Origin of the sequence: Sphingomonas astragali (assembly GCF_051400615.1) — a bacterium.
Classification (GTDB): domain Bacteria; phylum Pseudomonadota; class Alphaproteobacteria; order Sphingomonadales; family Sphingomonadaceae; genus Sphingomonas.
In genome coordinates this window covers 207,047-233,615 of record NZ_JBLFFH010000003.1, presented here as the reverse complement: position 1 = coordinate 233,615, position 26,569 = coordinate 207,047, and the positions used below count along the sequence as shown (strand labels likewise).

The window sequence follows — 26,569 nt, the reverse complement described above, 5'->3', positions numbered from 1 at the left end:
TATCCGCGACGAAACGAATCCCGGGACTCTTTCGGGCGCATCGCGATTCCGGCATATTGTGGCGGGCGCGCCGGTTCGCGTTTCGCGCGCCCACCTCCCTCCGACGCCCTGTTAACCCTCTTTCGTGGTAAAGCGCCTTTTCATCACGATTCCGGCGTATCATAGTAGCTGCCGAACGACGCATCGGGCGTCGGTTCCGGGGTTGGACCGGTGAGTGCACCTTTTCGTTTTCCACGCTTCTTCGTCACCGCGCCCTCGCCCTGTCCCTATCTGCCGGGGCGGCAGGAGCGGAAGGTCTTCACCGAGCTCAACGGGCAGCACGCGAGCGAGCTCAACGACGCGCTCGGCCGGATCGGCTTCCGCCGCAGCCAGTCGGTCGCCTATCGGCCGAGCTGCGCCGGCTGCACGGCCTGCGTCTCGGTGCGCGTCGTGACCGACGGGTTCAAGCCCACCGCAACCCAGCGGCGCGTGCTCCGCAAGCACGCGGACCTGGAGGTCCACGCCTGTCGTCCCTGGGCGACCGACGAGCAGTTCCAGCTGCTGCGCCGCTATCTCGCGACGCGCCACCCGGGCGGGGGCATGGCGCAGATGGACGAAGGCGACTATGCCGACATGGTCGAGCAGAGCCCGGTCAACAGCTACGTCGTCGAATATCGCGAACCCGCGGCCGACGGAAAACGCGGCCGGCTGATCGGCGCCTGCATCACCGACCGGCAGGCGGACGGGCTGTCGATGATCTACAGCTTCTTCCAGGCCGACGATCCGGCGCGGCCGAGCCTCGGCAACTACATCATCATGGATCATATCCTGCGCGCACGCGCGGCAGGGCTGTCGTACGTCTATCTCGGCTATTGGGTGAAGGGCTCGGAGCGGATGGCGTACAAGACGCGCTACCGTCCGATCGAGGTGCTGGGGCCGAACGGCTGGGCCGCCTTCGATCCCGACGCCGATCCGGTGCCGCCGCACGCGCCGCGGGTGCGCGAGCTGGTCTGAATGGCGGCTATCGAGAAAGAGGAATTGTTCACGCGGAGGCGCGGAGATACGCCGCCTGCCGGACCTCCAGCCGCGCCAGCGGCCTTCAAGCGCAATGCTGACGAAGAGGAGAGGTCTCGCTGACGCGAGACGAACCGCCGGCGAGACACCTTCGCGCCTCCGCGCCTCCGCGTGAACAAAATCCTTCGCCGCCGATTCAGTCGGCGTACTTCACCGAACAGCCGTACGGCCGCGTCTCCGCTACCGACACGGGCTTGCCCGCCTTCAGCTCGCCGAGCGCCGCCAGCACGTGGTTGCGCGCGCCTGCGATGTCGGCCGTATCAGAGGTCGGCTTGTCGTCGATGCCGCCCTCGTAGACGAGCTTGCCCGAGCCATCGATGATGTACATGTGCGGCGTCGTCTTGGCGCCATAGCCCTTGCCGACCACGCCCTTGGGATCGAGCAGATAGTCGGTCGGCGCCGCCTTCGTCTTCTTGACGAAGGCTTGCGCCTCCGGGCCGGTCATATAGCCCTGCTTGCCCGGCGCGCCCGAGTTGATCGTCAGCCACACCGTGCCGTCGGCCCGCGCCGCAGCCTGGGTCTTCTGCATGTTGCCGCTGTCGTAGTGCTTCTGCACGAAGGGGCAGCCGGGGTTGTTCCATTCGAGCACCACGGTCTTGCCGCGGAACTGCGACAATTCGACGTTGCGGCCGTGCATGTCGGTCAGGCGGAAGTTGCCGGCCTGGGCGCCGACGGTCTGCTCGGCGCTAGCGGGCACTGCCAGCGTCAGGGCCGCGGCCAGGGTTGCGAAAGCCAGTCTCATCACCTGTCTCTCCCTATCAGCCCCCCGCCCGCTCGATCAGCATCGCCTGGGTCAGCACCTGCGGCAGGACCTCCGGCTGCGAGCTGCCGCCAGCATACCATAAATAGAGCGGAACGCCCGCCCGATTATGCGCCTCGATGAAGCGGCCGAGCGTCGGATCGCCATCGGTCCAGTCGCCGACCAACACCGCGACCTTGCCCCTGTCGAGCGCCTTCCGGACGACGGCTGTCTCGATCACCGCCTTCTCGTTGACCTTGCAGGTGAGGCACCAGTCGGCGGTGAAATAGGCGAACACCGGTCGCCCCTCCGCCTGGAGCCGGGCGAGGCGGGTCTCGGAGAAGGGCTCGGCGCCGGCCACCTGCGCGGCGGCCTCGGCCGGCGCGCGCGTGACCACCGCGATTCCGGCGAGCGCCGCCACCGCGGCGGCCGTTCCCGGCAACCAGGCGAGCGTGCGGCCCTTCGCCTGCCTCAGCCCCGTCCACCACAGCCCCGCCGCCAGTAGCGCGGCGGCGGCGAGGCCGATCGTCATCCCATCGACGCCCGCCTGGCGCCCCAGCACCCAGGCGAGCGCGAGCGCGGTCAGGAACATCGGCACCGACAGGATGCGGCGCAGCGTCTCCATCCACGGCCCCGGCCTGGGCAGCCGGCGGCGGAGCGCCGGGAGGAAGCCGATCGCGAGGAACGGCAGCGCGAGCCCCAGCCCGAGCCCCGCGAACACGGCGAGCGCGCCCCACCATGGCAGCACCAGCGCCGCGCCCAGGGCCGCGCCCATGAACGGCCCGGTGCAGGGCGTCGCGACGAAGGCGGCGAGCGCGCCAGTGGCGAAGGCGCCGCCCTTGCCGCTCGCTGCGAGCCGGTTGACCGCGCCCGGCGCGCTGAGCTCGAACAGGCCGGCGAGGTTGAAGGCGATCGCCGTCACCAGCAGCAGCAGGACGAGGATCACGCGTGGGTCCTGAAGCTGGAACGCCCAGCCGGCGCTCGCCCCGCCCGCCCTGAGCGCGAGCAGGATCGCGCCGAGCGCGACGCACACCAGCACGACCCCGGCGGTGTAGGCGAGCGCCTCGCCCCGCGCGCCCTCGCCGCCCGAGCGGGCGAGGCTCAGCGCCTTGAGGCTGAGGATCGGGAACACGCACGGCATGATGTTGAGGATCAGCCCGCCGAGCACCGCCCCGGCGAACGCCGCCAGCGCCGTGTCCCAGGCCATCGCCTGCTTCGGGGCCGCGACGGCGCCCGGCATCGCGCGGATCGCGAACCCCCGCCCCTCGCCGGTCGCGAGAATGCCCTCGACCGCGGCAGGCTTGCCGGCCTTGGCCCTGGTCTCGACCACCAGCAGGTCGCCCCCGCGCGACATTTTTTGCGGGGCGGCATAGTCGATCGCGCCGTCGGTCAGCGGGAAGAAATAGACGTCCTTCGCCGCCGCCCCGGCCGGGAAGGGCACGCCGAGGCGGAAGGTGCCGCCCTCGACCGCGAAGCTCGCCTGGCTGCCGAGCGGCTTGGGAAGCGCGCGGCGCCAGCCGTCGAACTCGGCGCGCCGCTCGGGCGGGACCGCGCCGTCACCGACGGTCAGCGTAGTCGCCAGCGTCGCGCTTTCGGGGACGCAAATCTCCTCGGTGCAGACCAGATAGTCGAGCTTGACGCCGACGGGCAGCCGCGTGCCCGCCGCCAATCCCGCGGGGAGCTTCAGCGTCGCGAGCTGGGTGAACGGCCCCTCATAGACATAGTTCATCAGGCCGGCGATCAGCAGCCGGTGCGGCACCGGATATTGGATCGGCCCGGCCGTCACGCCCGCAGGCAAGGTCCAATGCGCCTGCGTCTCGACGCCGGCATCGCCCGGGTTCTGCCAATAGCCGTGCCAGCCCGCTTCCGGCCGCGAGACGAACGCCAGCGTCACCTCGCCGCCCGCCGCCGGACGCTCGGTCTCCGCCACCAGGTCGATCGCGATGTGCCGCTGGCCCGGCGCCTGCGCGGCCGCCGGGGCGGCGAGCCATGTCATCAGCGTCATCAATACGAAAGAAACCAGCCGCATCAGCATCCGCGTCCTTGCCGCCCCGCGCCCGCTCGCTCATAGCGCGCCACGCGCCTTTTGCACCTCCGGAGACCGCATTTGAAGCTCGCTTGCCTCGCCGCCCTGGCCGCGCTCCTCGCCACGCCGCTCGCCGCGCAGGAGGCGCCGCCGCCCGCCCCCAAGCTGATCGTGTTCATCTCGGTCGACCAGTTCTCGGCCGACCTGTTCGCCGAGTACCGCAATCACTGGACCGGCGGCTTCGCGCGGCTGCTGCAGGGCGCGGTGTTCCCCTCGGGCTACCAGAGCCACGCCGCGACCGAGACCTGTCCCGGCCATTCGACCCTGCTGACCGGCGACCATCCGTCGCGCACCGGCATCATCGCCAACGATTGGATCGACCTCAGGACGCCGCGCGCCGACAAGACGGTCTATTGCGCCGAGGACGAAAGCGTGCCGGGCAGCAACTCGAACGGCTACACCGTCTCCGACAAGCATCTGAAGGTGCCGACGCTGGGCGAGCGGATGAAGGCGCTCGATCCGGCGAGCCGCGTCGTCTCGGTCGCGGGCAAGGACCGCGCTGCGGTGATGATGGGCGGCCACAAGGTCGACGAGCTGTGGTGGTGGAACGGCAAGGCCTATGTGAGCTACGCCGGTCGCACCGAGCCCGACGCGGTCAAGCGCGCCAACGCCGCGGTCGCCCGGCAGATCGCGACCGAGCAGCCCGCGATGGAAGTTCCCGACTTCTGCAAGCCCCACGACCGCGCGGTCACGATCGGCGCGGGCAAGTCGGTCGGCACCGGGCGCTTCGCTCGCGCGGCGGGCAATGCCTCGGCCTTCCGCGTCTCGCCCGAGTTCGACGGCGCCACCCTGGCGCTGGCGGCGGCGCTGATCCAGGACATGAAGCTCGGCCGCGGCAGCGCGCCCGACATCATCACGATCGGCGCCTCGGCGACCGATTACGTCGGCCACGCCTATGGCACGGAGGGGCTGGAGATGTGTCTCCAGCTCGCTTCGCTCGATCGCGACCTCGGCGATTTCTTCGCCATGCTCGACGCGACCGGCGTGGACTATGCCGTCGGGCTGTCGGCCGACCATGGCGGCCACGACCTGCCCGAACGCAATCGCGAGGACGCCGCGCCGATGGAGCAGCGGCTCGATGCGGCGTTCAGCATCAAGGCGGTCGATCAGACGGTCGCGACGCGGCTCGGCCTGTCGGGGCAACTCCTGTGGGGCGGACCGATGGGCGACGTGTGGATCGATCCCAAGCTCCCCAAGGCGCAGCATGACCGCGTGCTCGCCGAGGCGGCGAAGGAGATCGCCGCGAATCCGCAGGTGCAGGCGGTATTCACCGCGGCCGAGATCGCCGCCACGCCGCGCCCGCACAGCCCGCCCGAGACCTGGACGCTGCTCGAGCGCGCGCGCGAATCCTATGTCCCGGAGCGCTCGGGCGATCTGGTGATCGCGCTCAAGCCGCGGGTGACGCCGATCCCCGATCCGACCAAGGGCTATGTCGCCACCCACGGCAGCTTCTGGGATTACGACCGGCGCGTGCCGATGCTGTTCTGGCGCAAGGGCATGACCGGCTTCGAGCAGCCGCTATCGGTCGAGACGGTCGACATCGCCCCGACGCTGGGGGCGCTGGTCGGGGTCAGGTTCGTGCCCGGCGACATCGACGGGCGCTGTCTGGACTTGGTGGCGGGCCCGGCGACGAGCTGCCCGAATTGATCAGTCCTCTCGCTTCTCGAGCATCCTGATAATGCCGGAGAAGTCCCGCCCCGCCTCGCCCATGTCGACGAAGCGCTGGTAGAGCTCGGCAGCCATCGCGCCCATCGGCGTGTCGGCATCCGCGCTCGCGGCGGCGTCCATGGCGAGGCGCAGATCCTTGAGCATCAGCCCGGCCGCGAAGCCGCCCTGATAGTCGTGGTCGGCCGGCGTCTCGGGCCCGACGCCCGGCACCGGGGCGTAGGTGGTCATCGACCAGCTCTGGCCCGAGCTCACCGAGGCGATGTCGAAGAACTTCTGCGGATCGAGCCCCAGCTTCTGCGCCAGGACGAACGCCTCACAGGTCGCGATCATCGTCGCGCCGAGGATCATGTTGTTGCAGATCTTCGCCGCCTGCCCGGCACCGTTGCCGCCGGCATGGATCACCGCCCGCCCCATGTTGGCGAGGAACCCCTCCGCCCGCGCGAACGCCGCCGCCGAGCCGCCGACCATGAAAGTGAGCGTCCCCGCGTTCGCCGCCGCGATCCCGCCCGAGACCGGCGCGTCGACCGCCGTCAGCCCCTTCGCCGCGGCAGCCTCGGCAAGGCGGCGGGCGGTGGCGACCTCGATCGTCGAGCAGTCGATCAGCAGCGCGGTCTTGACGGCATTGCCGAACACGCTTTCCTCATAAACCTGCTCGACGTGGCGGCCGGCCGGCAGCATGGTGATCACCGCCTCGGCGTCCTCCACCGTCGCCGCCGCGCTCTCCGCAGGCAGGCAGCCGGCGCCCTTCGCACGCACCAGCGCCTCCTCCGACAGATCGAAGGCGCGGACGTCGTGCCCCGCCTTGGCGAGGTTCGCGGCCATCCCGCCGCCCATGTTGCCGAGCCCGATGAATGCGATGCGTGCCATGTGCTGATCCTAAGTCCATCCGAACGGCCGAGACTATCTTCCCGTCCACTTGCCCGGCCGCTTCTCGACGAAGGCGGCCATGCCCTCCTTTTGATCCGCGGTGCCGAAGAGACCGTGAAACAAACGGCGTTCGAAGTTGACACCTTGCGCGAGCATGGTCTCGAACGCGATGTCGACCATCTCCTTGTTGGCGAGCACCGCGAGCGGCGCCATGCCGGCGATCGCGGTTGCGGTCTTCACCGCCTCGTCGACCAGCGCGGCCGCCGGCACGATGCGGCTGACGAGGCCGGCGCGCTCCGCCTCCTCGGCGTCCATCATGCGGCCGGTCAGGCACATCTCCATCGCCTTGGCCTTGCCGACCGCGCGCGTCAGCCGCTGCGAGCCGCCCATGCCGGGCGAGACGCCCAGCTTGATCTCGGGCTGGCCGAACTTCGCCGTGTCCGCCGCCAGGATGAAGTCGCACATCATCGCCAGCTCGCAGCCGCCCCCCAGCGCATAGCCGGCGACCGCGGCGATCACCGGCTTGCGGGTGGCCGCGAACCGCTCCCAGCCGGCGAAGAAGTTGCTGCCGTACATGTCGGCGAAGCCCTGCGCCTGCATCTCCTTGATGTCGGCGCCGGCGGCGAACGCCTTCTCGCTGCCGGTGACGACGGCGCAGCCCTGGCCGACATCGGCGTCGAACGCGGCCATCGCGTCCAGCAGCTCGGCGAGCACCCGGCTGTTGAGCGCGTTCAGCGCCTGGGGGCGGTTGAGCGTGACCAGCGTGACGGGCCCGCGCTGCTCGACGAGGATGGTTTCGTAGCTCATGCGGGTGTCCAGGCCTCCTGTTCGGGCAAGGGTGCGAAGATCGCGTCGAGGAGACCGTCGGTGACGCCTTCGGGAGTCGCCGGGTTCCAGCTCGGCGCATTGTCCTTGTCGACGATCACGGCACGGACGCCTTCGATGAAATCATGACGGGTGCAGACGCGGCTCGCGACGGCATATTCCTGCCGCATCTCGTCGGCGAAGCTCGCCATGCCCGCGCCTTCGCGCAACAGGCGGAGCGAGACCTTCATCGTCTGCGGCGACTTGGTGCGCAGCGTCTCGAGCTGCTGACGCGCCCATTCGCCGCCGTCCTCGCCGAGCGCGGCGAGGATGCCCTCCAGTCGGTCGGAAGCGAACAGCCGGTCGATCGCGGTCCGGTGGGCGACAATCCGGGCGTCCGGCGCGGGCTCCGACAAGCGGTCGAGGATCGACGCGATCTCGCCCGGTGACTCGGCGATGGCGGCCTTGGCCGCGTCGAGCCGATCGCTCGGGAGATAGTGGGTGGCGAGGCCCAGCGCGAGGCACTCGGCGCCGTCGAGCCGATGGCCGGTGAGCGCGAGATACTGGCCCATCCGCCCCTTGAGCCGCGACAGATACCAGCCGCCGCCAACGTCGGGGAACAGGCCGATGCCGGTCTCGGGCATCGCGAGCCTGGTGTTCTCGGTCGCGACGCGGAACCGCGCGGGCGCGGAGATGCCGACGCCGCCGCCCATGGTGATGCCGTCCATGAAGGCGACCACGGGTTTCGTATAGGTGAACAGCCGGTGGTTCAGGCGGTACTCGGTGAAGAAGAACGCGCGGGCCGCGCGTCCGTCGGTCTTTCCGCTCTCGGCGACCATGCGGATGTCGCCGCCGGCGCAGAAGCCGCGGCCTTCGGCATGATCGATCAGCACCGCCTCGACCCCAGGGTCGTCGGCCCAGGCACCGAGCGTGTCGAGCATCGCAGCGCACATGCCGGTGTTGAGCGCATGGATCGCCTTCGGCCGGTTGAGGCGGATGCGGCCGGCGCGGCCTTCGATGAAGGTTAGGACGTCGTCGCTCATTGCCGCGTCAGCTCCCGTCCGACGATCATCCGCATCACCTGGTTGGTGCCCTCCAGGATCGAATGGACACGCAGGTCGCGCCAGAAGCGCTCGATCGGGTAATCCATGAGGTAGCCGTAGCCGCCGTGGAGCTGGAGCGCGCGATCGACCACCGACGAGCCGGTATCGGTGGCGAAGCGCTTGGCCATCGCGGCGAAGCGGGTCTTGTCAGGTGCGTTGGCCGTCACCTTCACCGCCGCGGCGTAGAGCAGGCAACGCGCCGCCTGCAGCTCGGTGTCCATGTCGGCGAGCGTGAACTGGGTATTCTGGAAGTCGGCGATCGGGCGGCCGAACTGCTGGCGGTCCTTGGTGTAGCGGATCGCCTCGTCGAGGCAGCGCTGCGCCCCGCCCAGCGAGCAGGCGCCGATGTTGAGCCGCCCGCCGTCCAATCCCATCATCGCGATGCGGAAGCCCTCACCCTCAGCGCCGACGAGGTTCTCGACCGGCACGCGCACGCCGTCGAGCATCACCTGCGCAGTCGGCTGCGAATGCCAGCCCAGCTTGCGCTCCTGCACGCCGAAGCCGACGCCGGCCATGTCCTTCTCGATGACGAGGCAGGAGATGCCCTTGGGCCCTTCTTCGCCGGTGCGGACCATGACGACATAGACCTCGTTCTCGCCGCCGCCCGAGATGAACTGCTTGGAACCGGTGACGACGTAATGATCGCCATCCCTGACCGCCTTCGTCCTGAGCGCGGCCGCATCCGAGCCCGACGACGGCTCGGTCAGGCAGTAGCTGGCGAGCCGGTCCATGGTGACGAGGCTCGGCAGATACTTGTCCTTGACCGCCTGGCCGCCGAACCGGTCGATCATCCACGACGCCATGTTGTGGATCGAGATGAAGGCGCTGGTCGAGGGGCAGCCATAGGCCATCGCCTCCATGATCAGCGCCGCCTCGAGCCTTCCCAGGTTGATGCCGCCGCTCTCCTCGCTGACGTAGATCGCCGCGAAGCCCAATTCGGCTGCCGCCTTGATCGTGTCGCGCGGGAAGATGTGCTTCTCGTCCCACTCCGCCGCGAACGGCGTGATGCGGTCGGCGGTGAAGCGCCGCGCGAGCTCCTGGATCTCGCGCTGGTCGTCGGTAAGGTCGAACTGCCCAGTCATTGCCCTCGGTCCAAAACGGCCTCAGCCTCGATCTCCACCCGCCATTCGGGCCGGAGCAGGCCCGCCACCATCGCCATCGTCGCTGCCGGCCGCACATCGGCGAACCAGCGGCCGTGCGCGCGGCCGACCGCGTCGGCGTCCGCCGCGTCGACCAGCAGCATCCGGGTGCGCACCACGTCCTCGGCCGATCCGCCGAGCTGCTCGATCGCGCGCACGATGATCGCGAAGCAGCGCTCGGCCTGCGCCTCGGCGTCGCCGGGAGTCGAGCTGCCGTCGTCCTCGATCGGCGCGGTGCCGGAGACGAGAATGCGATTGCCGACGCGGATCGCCCGGCTGAAGCCGATCGTCGCCTCATAGGGCGATCCGGACGAAACGCACGGCCTGTCGTTCATGGCTGTGTCCCCTGCTCGTGAAGCACCCGTTCGGCGAACAGCCGGTTCGCCACGGCGACGTCGTCCCGCTCATACCAGCGCGGCGCCGGCAGGCCCTTTTCCCATGCCATCAGCTCCGAGCGAGGACCATTGGCGGAAGGGACATCAGGCTCGGCGCTCGCGATCGGATCGCGATAGGCTTCGTCGGCTGTGATGATCTCCCAGCCGTCCTTGCGCAGCGCCTCGACCAGGTCGGTGATATAGAGCGCGGCGAGATCGGTTTCGTGCAGCAGGATCACATGCGCGGGCGAGCGGCCGAGCGTGCGGCGGGCGAGATCGTCGTAGAAGTCGGCGGCGCCGACCAGCGTCTCGACATAGAGCGCCTTGAGCGCCGCCATGTCGATCGGCTTGCCTGCCTTCACGGCGGCGATCGTCAGCCCCTCCATGTTCCAGTCGGAACCGTCGACGGTGACATAGCCGTTGGCGAGCCCGCGCGCCTTGAGCCCGGCGCGCACCGCGTCGCGCTTTGCCTTGTCCTTGCTGCCCTCGTCGAGGAACGGGAAGCGGAACCAGGGGCGATAGCCCGGCCGATCCTTGAGCCAGGCTTCGGCGCGGTCGATGTCGGCGAGATAGGCGTCGGCGGGCATCGCGTTGAGATGCTGATGGCTGAACGAGTGGTTGGCGATGACGTGGCCGGCGGCGACATAGGCGGCGATGTGCGCCTCGCCGTTCGCGCCATCCGGCGTCGCGAGCCTGCCGGGATTGACGTAGAACACGGCCTGCCGGACGCCCGCCTGCTTCAGGCCCGCGATCAGCCTCTCGGTACGCTGGTCGGGCGTCAGAAACGCGCCGCGGCCGCGCGGCACGTCGTCGAAGCTGAGCGCGATGCGCTTCTGCGCCGCCAAGGGCGCGGCGCAGGCGAGGAGCGCGGTCAACCAGATCGCGAGCGTTCGAGTCAGCATCCGCCCCCTCACCCCATCGTCGGGATGACGAAGGCGTTCTCGCCGGTGGCGGAGCCGTCGGGCCAGCGCTGGGTGATCGTCTTGACCTTGGTCCAGAAGCGGACGCCCTCCATGCCGTGCTGATTGACGTCGCCGAACGCCGAGCGCTTCCAGCCGCCGAAGCTGTGGTAGGCGACCGGCACCGGGATCGGCACGTTGATGCCGACCATGCCGACGTCGACCCGCGCCGCGAACTCGCGCGCGGCATGGCCGTTACGGGTGAAGATCGCGACGCCGTTGCCGTACTGATGCTCGCTCGGCAGGCGCAGCGCGGTCTCGAAGTCGGGCGCCCGGACCATCTGGAGGACCGGGCCGAAGATTTCCTCCTGATAGGAGCGCATCTGGGGCGTCACCCGGTCGAACAGGCTCGGACCGATGAAGAAGCCCTGCTCGTGCCCCTGCAACGTGAAGCCGCGACCATCGACCACCAGCTCGGCACCCTCGTCGACGCCGGTCTGGATCCAGTCCTCGACACGCTTCCTGTGCGCGGCGTTGACCACCGGACCATAATGCGCCTCGGCATCGGTCGAGACGCCGACGCGCAGCTTCTCGATCGCGGGGATCAGCTTCTCGCGCAGCGAATCGGCGGTCCTGTCGCCCACCGGCACCACCACCGGCAGCGCCATGCAGCGCTCGCCGGCCGAGCCGAAGGCGGCGCCCGAGAGGTCCGATACCACCTGGTCGAGATCGGCGTCGGGCATGACGATGCCATGGTTCTTGGCGCCGCCCATCGCCTGCACGCGCTTCCCCGCCTCGACGCCGCGGCGATAGACGTAATGGGCGATGTCCGACGAGCCGACGAAGCTCACCGCCCCGATCGCCGGATGGTCGAGAATCGCGTCGACCATCTCCTTGTCGCCGTGCAGGACCTGGAGGATGCCCTCGGGCAGCCCCGCCTCGCGCATCAGCTCGGCGAGCCGCACCGGCACCGACGGGTCACGCTCGGAGGGCTTGAGGATGAAGGCGTTGCCGCAGGCGATCGCCACGCCGAACATCCACATCGGGATCATCGCCGGGAAGTTGAACGGCGTGATGCCCGCGCCGATGCCGACGGGCAGGCGCATCGAATAGACGTCGATACCGGGGCCCGCGCCCTGGGTATATTCGCCCTTGAGAGCATGAGGGATGCCGCAGGCGAACTCGATCACCTCGAGCCCGCGCTGGATGTCGCCCTTCGCGTCGGCGATCACCTTGCCGTGCTCGGACGAGAGCGTGTGGGCAAGCGCATCCATGTTCGCCTCGACCAGTCCCTTGAAGCGGAACATGACACGCGCGCGGCGCTGCGGATTGGTCGCTGCCCAGCCCGGCTGCGCGGCGAGTGCGGCCGCCACCGCCTGGTCGAGCTCCGCCCGGGTGCCCAAGCGCACCTTCGCCTGCACCTGGCCGGTGTTCGGATCGAATACCTCTCCTTCGCGTGCCGCGCCGGCGCCGCCCATGGGGCCGACGATGTGATGATCGATGGTGCGCATCCTGTCCTCTCTTGCGGCGCGGCCTGGCGCCGACTCGTTCGCGTAATTTTATTGCTCTTGGCACAGCCGAACCCGGCTGTCAGCGGCTCGCGAAAAATTCGCCCTTGTCATCGAACCGTCATCAAATCCTAACGGCCAATTTACCACCGGACCGCTAGCGGAATGACCGATGTCGCCCGCCACTGCCCCCCGCCCGAGCTGGCTCACCGAGGCCGAGACGCGCCCGCTCGCGATCCGCCACGACCGGACGCTGACGGAAGCGGTCGAGGCGTTCCGCAGCCGTCTCGACCTGCGCCTGCTGCCGGTGCTCGACGACGAGGAGCGGCCGGTCGGCGCGGTGCACGAGCGCGACGTGCGCCAGCTGCTGCTCAATCCCTACGGCCATGCGCTGATGCGCAATCCCGCCTATGGCCAGCGCCTCACCGCGCATGTCCGTCCCTGCCCGATCGGCGAGGTCGATCTCGGGGTCGAGGTGCTGCTCGAGCGCTATCGCGCCTCCGGCGGGGTCGACGGGATGATCTTGACCCACGGCGGGCGGCTCTATGCGACGCTCGCCAACCGGCGGCTGGTGCAGCTCGACGGCGAGCGCCGGCTGGCCGCCAACCGCGCCCGGATCGAACGGGCCCAGCGGATCGAGGCGGCGATCGCGGGGTTCGAGCGCCAAGTCGCCAGCCTCGCCGCCGATCTCGGCGCGCTCGCACGGCAAGTCGAGGCCAATTCGCAAGATACCGCCGGCCGCGCCGGGCTGACCGAGGAGCGCGCCGCCGCGGTCGCCGCCGCCGCGGTCCAGACCGGCAGCAACATGGCCGAGATCGCCGCGCGCGGGCGCGAGCTCGCCAAGACGCTGACGCTGATCGGCACGAGCACGGTCGAGGCGCGGGGCTCCGCCACGCGCGCGGTCGAGCTGGTCGCCGCCGGCAGCCGCCGCGCGGCCAGCCTCAGCGGCGCCGCGGCATCGATCGATTCGGCGATCGCGCTGATCGCGGAGATCGCCGCCAAGGTGAACCTGCTCGCGCTCAACGCCACGATCGAGGCGGCGCGCGCCGGCGAAGCGGGGCGCGGCTTCACCGTCGTCGCCAACGAGATCAAGCAGCTCTCGACCCAGACCGGCAATGCCGCGCGCACGATCACCGCCCAGGTCGACAGCATCCGCCAGGCGATCGCCGAGGTGGTGGACGGCCATGCGGGGATCGAGGGCGCGATCGGCGCGATCGCGGCGCTGTCGACCGATATCGAATCGGCGGTCGGCGCGCAGGAGTCGGCGACGCGCACGATCGCGCGCAACGTCGACGAGGCGGTCGAGGCATCGCACGGCATCCGCGACGACGTCGAGGCGATCGGCGGCAGCGCCCGCGCCGCGGCGGATTCGGCCCGCGAGATGGCGAGCTTCGCCGGCCGGCTGCAGGACGCAGCCCGCGCGATGTCCGGCGAGGTCGAGCTGTTCCTCGCCGAGGTGCGCGCAGCCTGAGGGCTATTCGAACTCCAGGATCGCGGCGTCGACCACCAGGCTGTCGCCGGGGACGAAGTTGACCGCCTTGACCGTGCCCGTCTTCTCGGCGCGCAGGATGTTCTCCATCTTCATCGCCTCGACCACCGCGAGCGGCTGGCCGGCCTCGACCTTGTCGCCCGCCGCGACGTCGAGCCTGGTGAGCAGGCCCGGCATCGGCGCGAGCAGCAGCTTCGAGGTGTCGGGCGGCACCTTCTCGATCATATGGGCCGCGAGCGCGGCGACGTGCGGGCGGTAGACGCGCACCTTGTGGGAAGCGCCGTGCGCGGTCAGCCGCCACGCCGCACCGTCGCGGGCGACGCCGACATGGAACGGAACGTCGTCGATGGTGCAGGAAAACAGCGGATCGCCCGGCCTCCAGCGATGGACGACATCGAGCGGGGGCTCGTTCGGATCGAGATTGACCAGGAATCCGCGGTCGTACCCGTCGACGGTGATGTCGAAGCGTCTGCCGGCGATGAGCACCACCCGCTCCGGGCCGGGGAGCGCCGGGCCGTCGAGCTGGCCGGAAATCCGGCTCGCCTGCGCTGCACGGTCGAGGTCGGCCAGCACCGCCACTGCCGCGAGCCTGCCGAGCAGCTCGTCCGACGCGGGTGCGCCGTGGAAGCCCTCCGGATATTCCTCGGCGATGAAGCCGGTGGTGAGCCGCCCGTCGCGGAAGCGCGGGTGCTGCATGATCGCGGAGAGGAAATCGATGTTGTGGCCGATCCCCTCGATGCGGAACTGGTCGAGCGCGGCGATCTGGCGATCGGCGGCTTCCTCGCGGGTGGGGGCCCAGGTGATCAGCTTGGCGATCATCGGATCGTAGAACATGCTGACCTCGCCGCCCTCGGCGACGCCGTCGTCGACGCGGGTACAGCCCGCCGGATTGGCCCCTTCGACACCGTGCTCCTGCGAAGGCAGGAGCCCTGAATCACGGGCGGCGTCGCCTGCCTCCCGCGCTCCTGCTTTCGCAGGAGCACGGGTAGGGGGCGGGCGATAGGTCACCAGCCGCCCCGTGCTCGGCAGGAAGCCGCGATAGGGGTCCTCGGCATAGACGCGATTCTCGATCGCCCAGCCGGTGAGCGTCACGTCGTCCTGCGCGAACGCCAGCTTCTCGCCCGCCGCGACCCGGATCATCTGCTCGACCAGGTCGAGCCCGGTCACCATCTCCGTCACCGGATGCTCGACCTGGAGACGGGTGTTCATCTCGAGGAAGTAGAAGCCCTCGCCGCTGGTGTCGGCGCCCGACACGATCAGCTCGACGGTGCCGGCGCTGTAATAGCCCACCGCCCGCGCCAGCGCGACCGCCTGCTCGCCCATGCGTTCGCGCATCGCGGGCGTGACGAAGGGCGACGGCGCCTCCTCGACCACCTTCTGGTGGCGGCGCTGGATCGAGCATTCGCGCTCGCCGAGGTAGAGGATGGTGCCGTGCCGGTCGCCGAGCACCTGGATCTCGATGTGGCGCGGCTGCTCGATGAACTTCTCGATGAACACGCGGTCGTCGCCGAAGCTCGCCAGTCCCTCGCGACGGACGCTCTCGAACTCCTCGCGGACGTCCTTCTCGGAGAAGGCGAGCCGCATCCCCTTGCCGCCGCCGCCGGCCGAGGCCTTCATCATCACCGGATAGCCGATGTCGTTCGCGATCTCGACGGCATGGCCGGTATCACGGATCTCGCCGACGAAGCCGGGGACGACGTTCACCCCCGCCGCCAGGGCGAGCTTCTTCGATTCGATCTTGTCGCCCATCGCGGCGATCGCCTCGGGCGGCGGGCCGATGAAGGCGATCCTCGCCTCGGCGCAGGCACGGGCGAAGCTCTCGCGCTCGGAGAGGAAGCCGTAGCCCGGGTGGATCGCGTCGGCGCCGGTGATCTTCGCCGCGTCGAGGATCAGCTCGGCCTTGAGATAGCTTTCGTTCGCCGGCGCCGGGCCGAGCCGCACCACCTCGTCCGCCATCCGCACATGCGGCGCGCGGGCGTCGGCGTCGGAATAGACCGCGACAGTAGCGATCCCCATCCGCCTGGCGGTGCGCATCACCCGACACGCGATCTCGCCGCGGTTGGCAATCAGGATTTTCTTGAACATCATTCCCTCGGACTCAATCGTCACCCCGGACTTGATCCCGGATCCAGGGCCCGGCGCGAATCGCTCGTGACTCAGGATGCCGGATCAAGTCCGGCATGACGACAATGGCTGACGCACCGGCTCCTCCGCTTCTGCCGCCATCGGCACCAATCCCAGCTTCGCGAACAGCGCCGCATCCCTGTCGTCACCCGCATTGCCGGCGGTGAGCAGCTTGTCGCCGGTGAAGATCGAGTTGGCGCCCGCCAGGAAGCACAAAGCCTGCGTCGCCTCCGACATGCTCTCGCGGCCGGCGGAGAGGCGCACCATCGAGCGCGGCATGGTGATCCGCGCGACCGCGACGGTGCGGACGAACTCGATGTCGTCAATCTTGGCGAGCGGCGTGTCGGCGAGCATGTCGCCGAGGACAGTACCCTTGACCGGGATCAGCGCGTTGACCGGCACGCTCTCGGGAGGTTCCGGCAGCGTCGCCAGCGCATGGATGAAGCCGACGCGGTCCTCGCGCGTCTCGCCCATGCCGACGATGCCGCCGCAGCACACGTTGATGCCGGCGCGGCGGACATTCTCCAGCGTGTCGAGGCGGTCGGCGAAGCTGCGGGTGGTGATGACCTCGCCGTAACGCTCGGGCGAGGTATCGATATTGTGGTTGTAATAGTCGAGTCCCGCCTCGGCGAGCGCCTCCGCCTGCGCAGGCGTCAGCATCCCGAGCGTCATGCAGGTCTCCATCCCCATGCCGCGCACCCCCTTCACCATCTCGGCAAGCCTGGGGATGTCCCTGTCCTTGAGGTTGCGCCACGCCGCGCCCATGCAGAAGCGGGTCGAGCCATGGTCCTTGGCCTGCGCGGCGGCCTGGAGCACCGCCTGCACGTCCATCAGCTTGGTCGCCTTGAGCCCGGTGTCGGCGTGCGCGGACTGGCTGCAATAGCCGCAATCCTCCGGGCAGCCGCCGGTCTTGATCGACAGCAGCGTCGACAGCTGCACCTCGCCCGCGCGGTGATGCGCGCGGTGGACCTCGGCGGCGCGGAACACGAGCTCGGTGAAGGGCAGGTCGAATAGCGCGGCGATCTCGGCGCGGGTCCAGCTCTCAACGTTCCCCGGCGAAGGCCGGGGCCCAGTTGCGATGTCGTGGAACTGGGCCCCGGCCTTCGCCGGGGCACTGGCAGTGGAACTCATTCAGCAGCCTCGCTCTCTGGTGCCCAATTGTGTCCGAGCAGGCGCAGCACCTCCTCGGCAGCGGCGATCAGGTTGGTGCCGGGGCCGAAGATCGCCTGCACACCCGCGTCGCGCAGCGACTGATAGTCCTGTTGCGGGATCACGCCACCCGCCACCACCTTGATGTCGGCGCGGCCGGCGTCCTTGAGATGGCCGATCAGCTCGGGGATCAGCGTCAGATGCCCCGCCGCGAGGCTGGAGGCGCCGACCACGTCGACGTCCTTCGCGATCGCCAGCTTCGCCGCCTCATCGGGCGTCTGGAACAGCGGGCCCGGCACCACCTCGAACCCCAAATCGCCGAACATCGAGGAGACGAGATTGGCGCCGCGGTCGTGCCCGTCCTGACCCATCTTGGCGACCAGCATCCGCGGCTTGCGGCCGAGCCGGCGCTCGGTCGCGCTCACACCGTCGGTGAGGCGGCTCCAACGCGCATCGTCGCGCCATGCCTCGCGGTAGATGCCGGAGACGGGCGTCGGCACCGTCTCGTAACGGCCGAAACCCGCCTCCATCGCCGCGCTGATCTCGCCCAGCGTCGCGCGGGCTCGTGCCGCCTCGACCGCGAGCGCAAGGAGGTTGTCGCTGCCGCCCGCCCCCTCGCGCAGCCGGCCGAGCGCCGCCTGGCACGCCGTCTCGTCGCGTGCCGCACGGACCTTGGCGATGCGGGCGATCTGGGCCTCGCGCACCGCATGGTTGTCGATCGCAAGTATCTCGATCTCCTCGTCCTCGGCGGGGCGGTATTTGTTGACGCCGACGATCACTTCCTCACCGCGGTCGATCCGGGCCTGGCGGGCGGCGGCGGCCTCCTCGATCATCGCCTTGGGCCAGCCAGCCGCGACCGCACGGGCCATGCCGCCCTCGGCGTCGACGCGCGCGATGATCTCGGACGCCTTCTCGACCAGCTCGTTGGTCAGCGCCTCGACATAGTAGGAGCCGCCCAGCGGGTCGACGACCTTGGTGATCCCGCTCTCCTCCTGGATCACCAGCTGGGTGTTGCGGGCGATGCGCGCCGAGAAGTCGGTCGGCAGCGCGATCGCCTCGTCGAGCGCGTTGGTGTGGAGGCTCTGCGTGCCGCCCAGCACCGCCGCCATCGCCTCGATCGTGGTGCGGATGACGTTGTTGTAGGGGTCCTGCTCCTGCAGCGACACGCCTGAGGTCTGGCAATGGGTGCGCAGCATCTTCGAGCGCTCGTCCTTCGCGCCCAGATCGGTCATCACGCGGTGCCAGAGCGTGCGCGCCGCGCGCAGCTTCGCGACCTCCATGAAGAAGTTCATGCCGATCGCGAAGAAGAAGCTCAGCCGCCCGGCGAAGGCGTCGATGTCGAGCCCCGCCGCCATCGCGGCTAAGGCATATTCCTTGCCGTCGGCGATGGTGAAGGCGAGCTCCTGCACCTGCGTCGCCCCCGCCTCCTGCATGTGATAGCCGGAGATCGAGATCGAGTTGAACTTCGGCATGTGGGCCGAGGTGTAGGCGATGATGTCCGACACGATCCGCATACTGGGCGCCGGCGGATAGATGTAGGTGTTGCGGACCATGAACTCCTTGAGGATGTCGTTCTGGATCGTACCGTCCAGCTTCGCCTGCGGCACGCCCTGCTCCTCGCCGGCGACGATGAAGAAGGCGAGGATGGGGATCACCGCGCCGTTCATCGTCATCGACACCGACATCTCGCCGAGCGGGATGCCGTCGAACAGGATCTTCATGTCCTCGACGGTGTCGATCGCCACCCCTGCCTTGCCGACGTCGCCGACCACGCGCGGGTGATCGCTGTCGTAGCCGCGATGGGTGGCGAGGTCGAAGGCGACCGACAGCCCCTTCTGCCCGGCGGCGAGGTTGCGGCGGTAGAAGGCGTTGGATTCCGCGGCGGTGGAGAAGCCGGCGTACTGCCGGATCGTCCAAGGGCGGCCGGCGTACATCGACGCGCGCACGCCGCGGGTAAAGGGTGCGAAGCCGGGGAGGCCCGGATCGAGGCTCGCGGTGTCCTCGGCGGTGTAGAGCGGCTTGACGGCGATCCCCTCCGGCGTGTGCCAGACGAGGTCGCGGCCCTTCACTTCCTTGTCGGCGAGCGCCTGCCAGTCGGCGGGGGCGGGTTTGTCTCCCATCACACCTCTCCCTCTGGGAGAGGGAGGGGCCCGCCGCCGAAGGCGGTGGGAGGGTGAGGGTGAGGAGCTACGAGAGTGCGGTCACCCTCACCCTTCCCATCGCTGACGCGATGGGCCCCTTCCCTCTCCCAAGGGGAGAGGGAGATTGCGTCAATGCTCACCACCCGGGCTCTCCATGATCTCCGTCAGCACACCGCCCATGTCCCTCGGATGCACGAAGAAGATCGGCGTCCCGTGCGCGCCGATGCGCGGCTCGCCCAGCACCTTCGCGCCCCTGGCCTCGAACCAGGCCTTGGCCTCGCGGATATCAGGCACCTCGTAGCACAGGTGATGCTGCCCGCCGGCCGGGTTCTTCTCCAGGAACGCGCGGATCGGGGAGGTTTCTCCCAAGGGCTCGATCAGCTCGATCTGGGTGTTGGGCGTATCGACGAAGCACACCCTCACCCCCTGCGCCGGCAGGTCGAAGGGCTCGCCGATCCGGGTCGCGCCCATCACGTCGCGGTAGAAGGCGATGCTGTCGGCGATCGACGGCGTGGCGACACCGACGTGGTTGAGGCGGCCGAGATTCATCTTCCCTTCCCGTCATCCTGGCGAAGGCCGGGATCGCTCGCGATCGAAGCCGAACGCCCGCGGCACGAGATCCCGGCCTCCGCCGGGATGACGACGGCAGGGTCGTCACAACGGAATATTGTCATGCTTCTTCCACGGATTCTCGAGCTGCTTGCCCCTGAGCTTCCGTAGCCCCAGCGCGATTCGGCGCCGCGTCGAGTGCGGCATGATCACCTCGTCGATGAAGCCCTTCGACGCCGCCACGAACGGGTTGGCGAAGCGGGCCTCGTACTCGGCGGTGCGTTCGGCGATCTCCTCCGGCGTGCGGCCGCGGAAGATGATCTCCACCGCCCCCTTCGCGCCCATCACCGCGATCTCGGCGGTCGGCCAGGCATAGTTGAGGTCGCCGCGCAGGTGCTTCGACGCCATCACGTCGTACGCCCCACCATAGGCCTTGCGGGTGATCACCGTCACCTTCGGCACTGTCGCCTCGGCATAGGCATAGAGCAGCTTGGCGCCGTGCTTGATGATACCGCTATGCTCCTGCGCCACGCCCGGGAGGAAGCCCGGCACGTCGACGAAGGTGACGATCGGGATCTCGAACGCGTCGCAGAAGCGCACGAACCGCGCCGCCTTCTTCGACGAGGCGATGTCGAGCACCCCGGCCAGCACCATCGGCTGGTTGGCGACGACGCCGACCGTCCGCCCCTCGATCCGGCCGAAGCCGGTCAGGATATTGCCCGCGTGCGCCGGCTGCAGCTCGAAGAAGTCGCCCTCGTCGAGCACCTTCCGGATCAGCTCGTGCATGTCGTAGGGCTGGTTGGCCGACGGCGGCACCAGCGTGTCGAGGCTCTCGTCGATCCGGTCCCATGGATCGTCGGTCGGCCGCTCCGGCGGGGCCTCGCGGTTCGAGGCCGGCAAAAAGTCCACGAAGTCGCGGGCCGCGAGCAGCGCCTCGATATCGTTGTCGAAGGCGACGTCCGCGACCCCCGACTTCGTGGTATGCGTCACCGCTCCACCCAGTTCCTCCTGCGTGACGATCTCGTTTGTAACGGTCTTCACTACATCCGGGCCGGTGACGAACATGTAACTGCTGTCCTTCACCATGAAGATGAAGTCCGTCATCGCGGGGCTGTAGACGGCACCGCCGGCACAGGGACCCATGATGAGCGACACCTGGGGGACGACCCCGGACGCCAGCACGTTACGCTGAAACACCTCGGCATAGCCGCCGAGCGAGGCGACGCCCTCCTGGATGCGGGCGCCGCCGCTGTCGTTGAGGCCGATCACGGGCGCGCCGACCTTCATCGCCATGTCCATGATCTTGCAGATCTTCTGCGCGTGCCGCTCGGAGAGCGAGCCGCCGAACACGGTGAAGTCCTGGCTGAACACGAACACGAGGCGGCCGTTGATCGTGCCCGATCCGGTGACGACGCCGTCGCCTGGCACGATCTGCTCGGCCATGCCGAAGTCGACGGCATTGTGCTCGACGAACATGTCATATTCCTCGAAGCTGCCCTCGTCGAGCAGCACCTCGAGCCGTTCGCGGGCGGTGAGCTTGCCCTTGGCGTGCTGGGCTGCGATCCGCTTCTCGCCCCCGCCCAGCCGCGCGGCGGCGCGGCGGCGCTCGAGTTCCTCGATGGTCGACGACATGGCCTCTTCCGAATCCGCGGGCGGTTGTCCCCTCTTTCAAGGCGGCAAGCGGCTGGCAAATGCAATGTTGCAAAGTCCAGCGGAGTAAGTTTGCAAATCTACGCTCTTCGGGTACAGTTCGTCATTCCCGCGAAGGCGGGAATCCATTGTCGCTGAAGTTGGGAGTCGCGACGGCCAGCCAGAATGGATTCCCGCCTTCGCAGGAATGACGACGGTCAAGGTCAATCGAACGGACTTACCATGCCTTCACCCCGCCGCCGCCTGTTCGCCGGACATGAGGTGCGCCGCCTGCGCGCCCGCCTCGGGGTCAGCCAGGCCGAGGTGGCGGCGGAGCTCGGCATCTCGGTGCCCTATCTCTCGCAGATCGAGACCAACGACCGGCCGCTGACGCCGCCGGTGATGCTGGCGCTCGCCCGCGCCTATCCGGACCAATGGGGCGCGCTGACCGGCATCGACGAAGCACTGCTGGTCGCCGCCGCCGCGGCGGCCGACGATCGCGGCATCGCCGATGCACGACTTTCGGAAGACATGTTGCGCCGTGCCGCCGAGCAGCAGCCGGAGCTCGCCCGGCGGATGGTGGCGATCCACGCCGCCTATCGCCGCTCGCAGGAGCAGCTCCGCCTGCTCGACGACACGGTCGAGGCCGGCACCGGCGAGACCAGCCGCCTGCCCTGGGAGGAGGTGCGCGACTGGTTCCACACGCGGGGCAACTACATCGATGCGCTCGACCGCCAGGCCGAGGCGCTCGCCGGCGAGAGCGGCCGCGACCTCACCGCACGGCTCGAGGATGTCCATGGCGTCGCCGTGGAGACGGCCGAGACCGGCGGCACGGAGCTGCGTCGCTATGATCCCGCCCGGCGGCGCCTCGCGATCGACCGCGCGCTGCCGCCGGAAAGCGCTGCCTTCCTGATCGCGCACCAGCTCGTCCAGCTCGAGATGCGCGAGGCGATCGCCGATACCGTCGCCGGCTCGGGTCTGCGGTTCGAGGCGTCGCGCCAGTTGCTCGCGGTCGGTCTCGCCAATTATGCCGCGGGCGCGCTGCTGATGCCCTATGCCGCCTTCCGCGATGCGGCACGGGCGCTGCGCCACGACGTCGACCGGCTGCGCCAGGCGTTCGGGGTCAGCTTCGAGCAGGCGTGCCACCGCCTCTCGACGCTGCAGCGGCCGGGCGCGGCGGGCATCCCGATGTTCTTCCTGCGCGTCGACATGGCCGGCAACATCACCAAGCGCCACTCGGCGACGCGGCTCCAGTTCGCCCGCTTCGGCGGCGCTTGTCCCTTGTGGGTGGTGCATGAGGCGGTGGCGATCCCCGACCGCATCCTCGTCCAGCGCGCCGAGATGCCGGACGGCACCCGCTACGTCTCGATGGCGAAGGGACTGGTGAAGCCGTCGGGCAGCTACGCCCGCGCGCCGCGCCGCTACGCGGTCGCGCTCGGCTGCGAGGAGGGGGACGCGGCCGACTTCATCTACGCCGACGGGCTGGCGAGCCAGACGCCGACGCCGATCGGCATCTCCTGCCGCATCTGCCCGCGCCCGGATTGCGACCAGCGCGCCTTTCCGCCGGCGGGCACTACGCTCGACATCGATCCCGATGCGCGGGCGGTTGTCCCCTATCGGTTCGGCTAGAGCCTATCCAGATGAAGTGGAATCGTACTCCTGCGAAGGCAGGAGCCCTAGATCACGGGCGTGTCGCCTACGGCCTGAGCTCCTGCCTCCGCAGGAGCACTGACACCGCTTCAATCCGAACAGGATGGACTCTAGCCCCTCCCTTCAAGGGAGGGGCTTAGATAGGCTAGAACGCGGCGCTGACCGAGAACACCACCTGCGACGCTGCGATCGGACTGCCGTCCTTGGTCGAGCTGAAGTTCGGCAGCAGATAGGCCGAGTCCGCCTTGCTGATGTCGGTGTCGACATAGGCGACGCCGAGGGTCAGCGGCCCGACCACGGCATCCACGCCCAGCAGCCAGTCGAGATAGCTGCCGGTCGGCGCCACGCTGGTGCCGTTGGGGCCGAGCCCCGGATTGCCGTCCGAATAGCCGAGATGGCCCTTCACCGTGAACGGCGTCCCCGGCACGCCCGAGCTCACGTCGCTCCACAGATAGAGATTGTCGTCCTTGGCGCCCGGATCGTTGTAGACGCCGGCCGCGGCGTCGGCGCCGGTGTTGTACCAGCGGCCGAGCGCCTCCTGCTTGGGCGCATAGGCGACGCCGACCAGCGCATTGACCGGGCCGAGCGTGCCGCTGACCTTGACATAAGGCTCGGCGAAGTCGGTCTTGCTGGCGCCGCCGGGGTACATGTACCAGGTGAGGCCGACGTCGAGCGTCGCGCCGCCGCCGATCGGGGTCTTGAAGCCGCCGACGAGGTCCAGCTCCATATTGGCGCCGCCGAAGGTGCCCCAGCCGGACAGGTTGGAGCCCCAGACGCCGGCATAGACGCCGCTTTCATGGGAAACGGTGACGCCGCCCTGCACCGCCATCTCCTCATCGCTCTGGGAGACGCCGCGGAAGCGATAGTCGGAAACGAGGGCGACGCTGCCGGTGACGGTGATCGGCTTGGGCGGATCGGTATCCTGGGCGGCAGCGGAGGTGGCAATCGTCATCGCCGCCACGATGGCGGCCGTCTTGGTGTGGAACTTCATCGCCGATCCTTATCAAGGATGTTGGTGTGAGGTTCCCGCCTGCACCGGGACCGTCGACCTTCTCGGGAGGGACGGTGGTCGATCGGACCCGATGCAGCCTTGCGTAACGCTATTGCCGTTCCGGTTGGTTGCTGAATTGTGACGAAATGTTGCCACGCTCCCGTCATCCCGGCGAACGCCGGGATGACGGTAACTTCTAAGCCGCCAGCCGCTCGGTCAGCTCCGGCGCGCCGGTGACGTGCACGGGTGCCCCGGCCGCGCGGCGGCGGTTCACCCATTCGCGGATGATCTCCGCCGAGGTGTGGTCGACCGCCGCGAGGTCGCTGACGTCGAACCGCACCGGACGGCCCTGCGGCACCGCGTCGAGCGCGCTGGTGAGCTTGGGCACCGCCAGGAAGGAGGCCGTGCCCGCCAGCCGGATCGCGCTCTCCTCCTCGCCATGCTCATGGTCGAGCTTGAGGCCGAGGCGGCGCCAGTGCGGCAGCAGCTCGATCAGCGACAGGCCGATGCCGACCAGCACGCCGGTGAGCAGGTCCTCCGCCACCACGGTGACCAGCGTGATCGCCCAGATCGCAGCGGGCAATATGCCATAGTGCTTGAGCAGATGGCGGGCATGGCCGAAATTGACCAGCCGCCAGCCGGTCACCACCAGCACCGCGCCGAGCGAGGCCATCGGAATCTCGCGCAGCAGCCACGGCAGCAGCGCGACGAAGCCCAGGATCCACACGCCGTGCAGCATGGTGGACAGCCGGGTCTGCGCGCCCGCCTGGACGTTGGCGGAGCTTCGCACGATCACGCCCGTCATCGGGAGCGAGCCGGCCAAGCCGCAGAGCAGGTTGCCCACGCCCTGCGCGCGCAGTTCCTTGTTGTAGTTGGTGCGGACGCCGTCGTGCATCCGGTCGACCGCCGCCGCCGACAGCAGGGTCTCGGCGCTGGCGATGAAGGCGATGGCGACCGCAGCGGCGAGGATGCTGGGATCGAGCCAGCGCGCGAACATGTCCGCGCCCGGCAGCGTGATCGCGCCGACGATCGATTCGGGAACGATCACGCGCGCGACCCCGAGCCCGAAGCCCCAGGCGAGCAGCGTGCCCGCGACCACGCCCAGCAGCGCACCCGGCACCAGCTTCATGCTGGCGGGACGGAGCTTCTCCCAGCCGATCATCACGGCGATGGTGACGAGCGCGATGATCGCGGCGAGCTCGGTTCCCTCCAGGCTGGTCGGCGACAGGCCGAGCAGGCGGCCGGGCATGGCGGCGAGGTTCTGAAGGCCGTTCGGCAGCGGCTTCTGGTCGAACAGCACGTGGAACTGGCCGGCGACGATCAGCACGCCGATGCCGGCGAGCATCCCGTGCACCACCGCGGGCGAGACCGCGCGGAACCAGCCGCCGACGCGCAGCACGCCGGCGACGAACTGGATGATGCCGGCGAGCACCAGGATCGGTCCCAAGGCGGAGAGGCCCTGGTCGCGCACCAGCTCGAAGATGATGACGGCGAGGCCCGCGGCCGGGCCGCTCACCTGCAGCGGCGAACCGGCGAGCGCGCCGACGACGATGCCGCCGATGATGCCGGTGATCAGCCCCTTCTCGGGCGGCACGCCGGAGGCGATGGCGATGCCCATGCACAGCGGCATCGCCACCAGGAATACGACGATCGAGGCGGTGAAGTCGCGTGCGACGGTGCCGCGCGACTTCACCGCGTCGGGCGACTGGAGCGTGGCGGTCGTCATTCCGCCGCCTCCGCGATCAGCACGTCGCTGGCGAGACGCTGCGCCGCCGGCAGCGCGACCGGCAGCGGGCGATCGTCGCGGATCGGCACGAAGCGGCCGGTCTCGCCGTCGAGGCCGAGCACCACGCCGGCGTGGATGTCGACGAACCAGCCGTGCAGCGCGATCTCGCCCCGGGCGATGCCGGCGGCGACCGACGGATGGGTCCGAAGGTGCGAGAGCTGGACGACGACGTTCTCCATGCTCGCGGTGCGCACCGCATCGCCGCTCGAAAGCTCGGGATAGCCCTGGCGCACCACGCTCTCAGCGGCGTGGCTGTGGCGCAGCCAGGCGGCGACGTTGGGCATCCCGTTCAGCATCTCGGGGTTCATCAGCGCCTTCATCGCGCCGCAGTCCGAATGACCGCACACGATGATGTCGCGCACGCCGAGCGCCGCGACCGCATATTCGACGGTCGAGGACACGCCGCCGTTCTGGTTGGCGAAGGGCGGCACGATGTTGCCGGCGTTGCGACACACGAACAGGTCGCCCGGCTGGGCCTGCATGATCTGCTCGGGCACCACGCGGCTGTCGGCGCAGGAGATCATCAGCGCCTTGGGGCTCTGCCCCTGGGTCGCGAGCTTCGAGTAAAGGGCACCCTGGCTGGGGAAGACCCGCTTCTCGAAGTCGAAGACACGTCCGATCAATTCGTTCACGGTACACACTCCTCGGTCAGCAGAGCCGAGGAGTTAGGGTCCGTCTCTTGCTGCGGCGCAGCAGTTTCGTAAGGAATTGTTGCCGTCGGCGAAGCGCTTCGGCGGCGCGGCAGGACGATGAAGGTCGATCCATCCTCCTCATCGTCATGCCGGACTTGATCCGGCATCCAGGACCACGGGCTACGCCCC

At 69.2% G+C, this 26,569-nt stretch carries 21 protein-coding genes; 4 read left to right on the top strand and 17 right to left on the bottom strand.

Translation table 11 applies throughout. The features are described from left to right. Positions 1–210 precede the first annotated feature (210 nt). The gene (locus tag ACMGER_RS15615; RefSeq protein ID WP_436813090.1) at positions 211–993 is read left to right on the top strand and encodes an arginyltransferase; all 783 of its coding nucleotides are present in this window, start codon (positions 211–213) and stop codon (positions 991–993) included. Between the two features lie 196 nt (positions 994–1,189). On the opposite strand, the gene ACMGER_RS15610 is transcribed toward ACMGER_RS15615, so the two are convergent. Together ACMGER_RS15610 and ACMGER_RS15605 are read right to left on the bottom strand one after the other, a co-directional pair. Next, a complete protein-coding gene (locus ACMGER_RS15610; RefSeq protein WP_436813089.1) occupies positions 1,190–1,795 on the bottom strand; it encodes a thioredoxin family protein in 606 nt (201 codons plus the stop codon). A gap of 16 nt (positions 1,796–1,811) precedes the next feature. Then, a complete protein-coding gene (locus ACMGER_RS15605; protein WP_436813088.1) occupies positions 1,812–3,821 on the bottom strand; it encodes a protein-disulfide reductase DsbD family protein in 2,010 nt (669 codons plus the stop codon). 78 nt (positions 3,822–3,899) lie between these two features. Here ACMGER_RS15605 and ACMGER_RS15600 point away from each other — a divergent pair, with 78 nt between their 5' ends. Then, positions 3,900–5,525 carry an alkaline phosphatase family protein gene (locus tag ACMGER_RS15600; protein WP_436813087.1) on the top strand — a complete coding sequence of 542 codons (1,626 nt, stop codon included), beginning with the start codon at positions 3,900–3,902 and terminating at the stop codon, positions 5,523–5,525. Here ACMGER_RS15600 and mmsB read toward each other — a convergent pair whose 3' ends face one another. Genes mmsB through ACMGER_RS15565 form a run of 7 tightly spaced genes read right to left on the bottom strand, consistent with a single transcriptional unit; the run spans position 5,526 to position 12,243 of the window. After that, positions 5,526–6,413: a 3-hydroxyisobutyrate dehydrogenase gene (gene mmsB, locus ACMGER_RS15595; RefSeq protein WP_436813086.1), complete on the bottom strand. Its 888-nt coding sequence runs from the start codon at positions 6,411–6,413 to the stop codon at positions 5,526–5,528. 33 nt (positions 6,414–6,446) lie between these two features. Next, a complete protein-coding gene (locus ACMGER_RS15590; protein WP_436813085.1) occupies positions 6,447–7,220 on the bottom strand; it encodes an enoyl-CoA hydratase in 774 nt (257 codons plus the stop codon). Continuing rightward, positions 7,217–8,260: an enoyl-CoA hydratase/isomerase family protein gene (locus tag ACMGER_RS15585; protein ID WP_436813084.1), complete on the bottom strand. Its 1,044-nt coding sequence runs from the start codon at positions 8,258–8,260 to the stop codon at positions 7,217–7,219. Before ACMGER_RS15585 ends, ACMGER_RS15590 begins: the two co-directional genes overlap by 4 nt. Then, positions 8,257–9,402, bottom strand: coding sequence for an acyl-CoA dehydrogenase family protein (locus tag ACMGER_RS15580; protein ID WP_436813083.1), 1,146 nt, complete (start codon positions 9,400–9,402; stop codon positions 8,257–8,259). Before ACMGER_RS15580 ends, ACMGER_RS15585 begins: the two co-directional genes overlap by 4 nt. Beyond that, complete coding sequence (locus ACMGER_RS15575; RefSeq protein ID WP_436813082.1) at positions 9,399–9,794, bottom strand: RidA family protein; 396 nt, start codon at positions 9,792–9,794, stop codon at positions 9,399–9,401. Before ACMGER_RS15575 ends, ACMGER_RS15580 begins: the two co-directional genes overlap by 4 nt. Further along, positions 9,791–10,735 (bottom strand): polysaccharide deacetylase family protein, encoded by a 945-nt coding sequence (locus tag ACMGER_RS15570; RefSeq protein ID WP_436813081.1) that lies wholly within the window; start codon positions 10,733–10,735, stop codon positions 9,791–9,793. Before ACMGER_RS15570 ends, ACMGER_RS15575 begins: the two co-directional genes overlap by 4 nt. A gap of 8 nt (positions 10,736–10,743) precedes the next feature. Continuing rightward, a complete protein-coding gene (locus ACMGER_RS15565) occupies positions 10,744–12,243 on the bottom strand; it encodes a CoA-acylating methylmalonate-semialdehyde dehydrogenase (protein WP_436813080.1) in 1,500 nt (499 codons plus the stop codon). A 169-nt stretch (positions 12,244–12,412) separates the two neighbouring features. Here ACMGER_RS15565 and ACMGER_RS15560 point away from each other — a divergent pair, with 169 nt between their 5' ends. After that, positions 12,413–13,711, top strand: coding sequence for a methyl-accepting chemotaxis protein (locus ACMGER_RS15560; protein WP_436813079.1), 1,299 nt, complete (start codon positions 12,413–12,415; stop codon positions 13,709–13,711). A gap of 3 nt (positions 13,712–13,714) precedes the next feature. Here ACMGER_RS15560 and ACMGER_RS15555 read toward each other — a convergent pair whose 3' ends face one another. The 5 genes from ACMGER_RS15555 to ACMGER_RS15535 all read right to left on the bottom strand — a co-directional run bounded on the left by ACMGER_RS15555 (position 13,715) and on the right by ACMGER_RS15535 (position 21,324). Beyond that, the gene (locus tag ACMGER_RS15555) at positions 13,715–15,814 is read right to left on the bottom strand and encodes an ATP-binding protein (RefSeq protein ID WP_436813554.1); all 2,100 of its coding nucleotides are present in this window, start codon (positions 15,812–15,814) and stop codon (positions 13,715–13,717) included. Between the two features lie 84 nt (positions 15,815–15,898). Beyond that, the gene (gene bioB / locus ACMGER_RS15550) at positions 15,899–16,984 is read right to left on the bottom strand and encodes a biotin synthase BioB (protein ID WP_436813078.1); all 1,086 of its coding nucleotides are present in this window, start codon (positions 16,982–16,984) and stop codon (positions 15,899–15,901) included. After that, the gene (scpA, locus tag ACMGER_RS15545) at positions 16,981–19,122 is read right to left on the bottom strand and encodes a methylmalonyl-CoA mutase (protein ID WP_436813077.1); all 2,142 of its coding nucleotides are present in this window, start codon (positions 19,120–19,122) and stop codon (positions 16,981–16,983) included. The genes bioB and scpA overlap by 4 nt, the downstream gene beginning before the upstream one ends. A gap of 150 nt (positions 19,123–19,272) precedes the next feature. Next, the gene (gene mce / locus ACMGER_RS15540; RefSeq protein ID WP_436813076.1) at positions 19,273–19,692 is read right to left on the bottom strand and encodes a methylmalonyl-CoA epimerase; all 420 of its coding nucleotides are present in this window, start codon (positions 19,690–19,692) and stop codon (positions 19,273–19,275) included. Positions 19,693–19,797: 105 nt separating this feature from the next. Further along, the gene (locus ACMGER_RS15535; RefSeq protein WP_436813075.1) at positions 19,798–21,324 is read right to left on the bottom strand and encodes an acyl-CoA carboxylase subunit beta; all 1,527 of its coding nucleotides are present in this window, start codon (positions 21,322–21,324) and stop codon (positions 19,798–19,800) included. 240 nt (positions 21,325–21,564) lie between these two features. Between ACMGER_RS15535 and ACMGER_RS15530 the strand changes: the two genes are divergently transcribed. Beyond that, positions 21,565–22,950, top strand: coding sequence for a helix-turn-helix domain-containing protein (locus ACMGER_RS15530; protein WP_436813074.1), 1,386 nt, complete (start codon positions 21,565–21,567; stop codon positions 22,948–22,950). A 166-nt stretch (positions 22,951–23,116) separates the two neighbouring features. Here the strand turns inward: ACMGER_RS15530 and ACMGER_RS15525 are convergent, their stop codons facing one another. The 3 genes from ACMGER_RS15525 to ACMGER_RS15515 form a co-directional block, all read right to left on the bottom strand. Then, complete coding sequence (locus ACMGER_RS15525) at positions 23,117–23,962, bottom strand: TorF family putative porin (protein ID WP_436813073.1); 846 nt, start codon at positions 23,960–23,962, stop codon at positions 23,117–23,119. Between the two features lie 196 nt (positions 23,963–24,158). Continuing rightward, complete coding sequence (locus tag ACMGER_RS15520; RefSeq protein WP_436813072.1) at positions 24,159–25,688, bottom strand: SulP family inorganic anion transporter; 1,530 nt, start codon at positions 25,686–25,688, stop codon at positions 24,159–24,161. Continuing rightward, positions 25,685–26,380 carry a carbonic anhydrase gene (locus tag ACMGER_RS15515; RefSeq protein ID WP_436813071.1) on the bottom strand — a complete coding sequence of 232 codons (696 nt, stop codon included), beginning with the start codon at positions 26,378–26,380 and terminating at the stop codon, positions 25,685–25,687. The genes ACMGER_RS15520 and ACMGER_RS15515 overlap by 4 nt, the downstream gene beginning before the upstream one ends. Positions 26,381–26,569: the final 189 nt, after the last annotated feature.